Origin of the sequence: Luteibacter sp. Sphag1AF, from assembly GCF_014192715.1 — a bacterium.
GTDB lineage: Bacteria > Pseudomonadota > Gammaproteobacteria > Xanthomonadales > Rhodanobacteraceae > Luteibacter.
On sequence record NZ_JACHYH010000016.1, the window covers coordinates 2,501 to 5,506 of the forward strand.

Annotated in this window: 2 rRNA genes (1 of these 2 running past the window's edge); both read left to right on the forward strand. The window is 53.9% G+C overall.

Features of this window, described 5'->3' with window-relative positions:
• Nucleotides 1–2,666, forward strand: a 23S ribosomal RNA gene (locus FHW69_RS18825) (it extends 219 nt beyond the left edge of the window).
• A 117-nt stretch (nt 2,667–2,783) separates the two neighbouring features.
• Nucleotides 2,784–2,898, forward strand: a 5S ribosomal RNA gene (rrf, locus tag FHW69_RS18830).
• Nucleotides 2,899–3,006: the final 108 nt, after the last annotated feature.

The window sequence follows — 3,006 nt, forward strand, 5'->3', positions numbered from 1 at the left end:
CAACCGAGATTCCCTAAGTAGCGACGAGCGAACGGGGACTAGCCCAAAAGTATCGTACATTCTAGTCGAACAGCGTGGAAAAGCTGGCCGTAGACGGTGATAGCCCGGTAGACGAAAGGGTGCATGGTATGAAATTGAGTAAGGCGGGGCACGTGAAACCCTGTCTGAACATGGGGGGACCATCCTCCAAGGCTAAATACTCCTGACTGACCGATAGCGAACTAGTACCGTGAGGGAAAGGCGAAAAGAACCCCGGAGAGGGGAGTGAAATAGACCCTGAAACCGTATACGTACAAGCAGTGGAAGCCCGTAAGGGTGACTGCGTACCTTTTGTATAATGGGTCAGCGACTTACTGTCAGTGGCAAGCTTAACCGTATAGGGGAGGCGAAGGGAAACCGAGTCTGAATAGGGCGAATAGTCTCTGGCAGTAGACCCGAAACCGAGTGATCTATCCTTGGCCAGGTTGAAGGTGCGGTAACACGCACTGGAGGACCGAACCCACATCTGTTGCAATAGATGGGGATGAGCTGAGGATAGGAGTGAAAGGCTAAACAAACTCGGAGATAGCTGGTTCTCCTCGAAAGCTATTTAGGTAGCGCCTCGTGCGAACACTGTTGGGGGTAGAGCACTGTTATGGCTAGGGGGTCATTGAGACTTACCAAACCATGGCAAACTCCGAATACCAACACGTGATACACGGGAGACACACGGCGGGTGCTAACGTCCGTCGTGAAAAGGGAAACAACCCAGACCCGCAGCTAAGGTCCCCAAGTTATAGCTAAGTGGAAAACGATGTGGAAAGGCATAGACAGCCAGGAGGTTGGCTTAGAAGCAGCCACCCTTTAAAGAAAGCGTAATAGCTCACTGGTCGAGTCGGTCTGCGCGGAAGATTTAACGGGGCTAAGCTATACACCGAAGCTCGGGGTGCATTCTTTCTGAAGAATGCGCGGTAGAGGAGCGTTCCGTAGGCCTGTGAAGGTGGATTGTAAAGTCTGCTGGAGGTATCGGAAGTGCGAATGCTGACATGAGTAACGATAAGGGGGGTGAAAAGCCCCCCCGCCGAAAGCCCAAGGTTTCCTCGCGCAACGTTAATCGGCGCAGGGTGAGTCGGCCCCTAAGGCGAGGCAGAAATGCGTAGTCGATGGGAAGCAGGTTAATATTCCTGCACTTTTCTATAGTGCGATGTGGGGACGGAGAAGGTTAGGTCTACCAGGCGTTGGTTGTCCTGGGGAAAGGCGGTAGGCATGTATCTTAGGCAAATCCGGGATACTTTATGCCGAGCACCGAGACGAGTCCTATGAGGACGAAGTGACTGACACCACGCTTCCAGGAAAAGCCACTAAGCTTCAGCTATAGAAAAACCGTACCGTAAACCGACACTGGTAGGCAGGGTGAGAATCCCAAGGCGCTTGAGAGAACTCGGGTGAAGGAACTAGGCAAAATGGCACCGTAACTTCGGGAGAAGGTGCGCCCTTTGGTGTGGTCACGTGCGTGACTGAGCATCGAAGGGTCGCAGTAACCTGGCCGCTGCGACTGTTTATCAAAAACACAGCACTCTGCAAACACGAAAGTGGACGTATAGGGTGTGACGCCTGCCCGGTGCTGGAAGGTTAATTGATGGGGTCAGCCGCAAGGCGAAGCTCTTGATCGAAGCCCCAGTAAACGGCGGCCGTAACTATAACGGTCCTAAGGTAGCGAAATTCCTTGTCGGGTAAGTTCCGACCTGCACGAATGGCGTAACGACAGCGGCGCTGTCTCCACCCGAGACTCAGTGAAATTGAAATCGCTGTGAAGATGCAGCGTTCCCGCGGCAAGACGGAAAGACCCCGTGAACCTTTACTATAGCTTTACATTGAACGTTGAGTTCTTCTGTGTAGGATAGGTGGGAGGCTATGAAACCGAGACGCTAGTTTCGGTGGAGCCATCCTTGAAATACCACCCTGAAGTGCTTGACGTTCTAACCTAGGTCCGTAATCCGGATCGGGGACCATGTATGGTGGGTAGTTTGACTGGGGCGGTCTCCTCCCAAAGAGTAACGGAGGAGCACGAAGGTACGCTCAGCGCGGTCGGACATCGCGCACTGTGTGCAAAGGCATAAGCGTGCTTGACTGCGAGATCGACGGATCAAGCAGGTACGAAAGTAGGTCTTAGTGATCCGGTGGTTCTGTATGGAAGGGCCATCGCTCAACGGATAAAAGGTACTCCGGGGATAACAGGCTGATACCGCCCAAGAGTTCATATCGACGGCGGTGTTTGGCACCTCGATGTCGGCTCATCACATCCTGGGGCTGTAGCCGGTCCCAAGGGTATGGCTGTTCGCCATTTAAAGTGGTACGCGAGCTGGGTTCAGAACGTCGTGAGACAGTTCGGTCCCTATCTGTCGTGGGCGTTGGAGATTTGAGGGGGGCTGCTCCTAGTACGAGAGGACCGGAGTGGACGTTCCGCTGGTGTTCGGGTTGTCATGCCCATGGCATTGCCCGGTAGCTACGAACGGAAGTGATAACCGCTGAAAGCATCTAAGCGGGAAGCACGCCCCAAGATGAGATCTCCCGAGAGCTTGACTCTCCTTAAGGCACCATCAAGACTAGGTGGTTGATAGGCATGGTGTGGAAGTGCAGCAATGCATTGAGCTTACATGTACTAATGAGCCGTGAGGCTTGACCATATAACCCCAAGACGCTTCTACGTCTTAGCCTTATCCCGAGACATTTCACCTCGACGCTTGTCACTCGTTTACAACCCTATGTGGAGCCGGCGCTCAATGCGCTGCTCCCACCCTTTCCCTGGCGGCTATAGCGGCGTGGTACCACCTGATCCCATCCCGAACTCAGAAGTGAAACGCGCATGCGCCGATGGTAGTGTGGCTCAAGCCATGCAAGAGTAGGTCACCGCCAGGGGCTTTATCCTAAAAACCCGTCCTCTTCTGAGGGCGGGTTTTTTCTTGCTCAAACCGCGAACCCGGGCAACGGTTCCCGCAGGGAACCGGCTGCAACAGGTCACCGCCA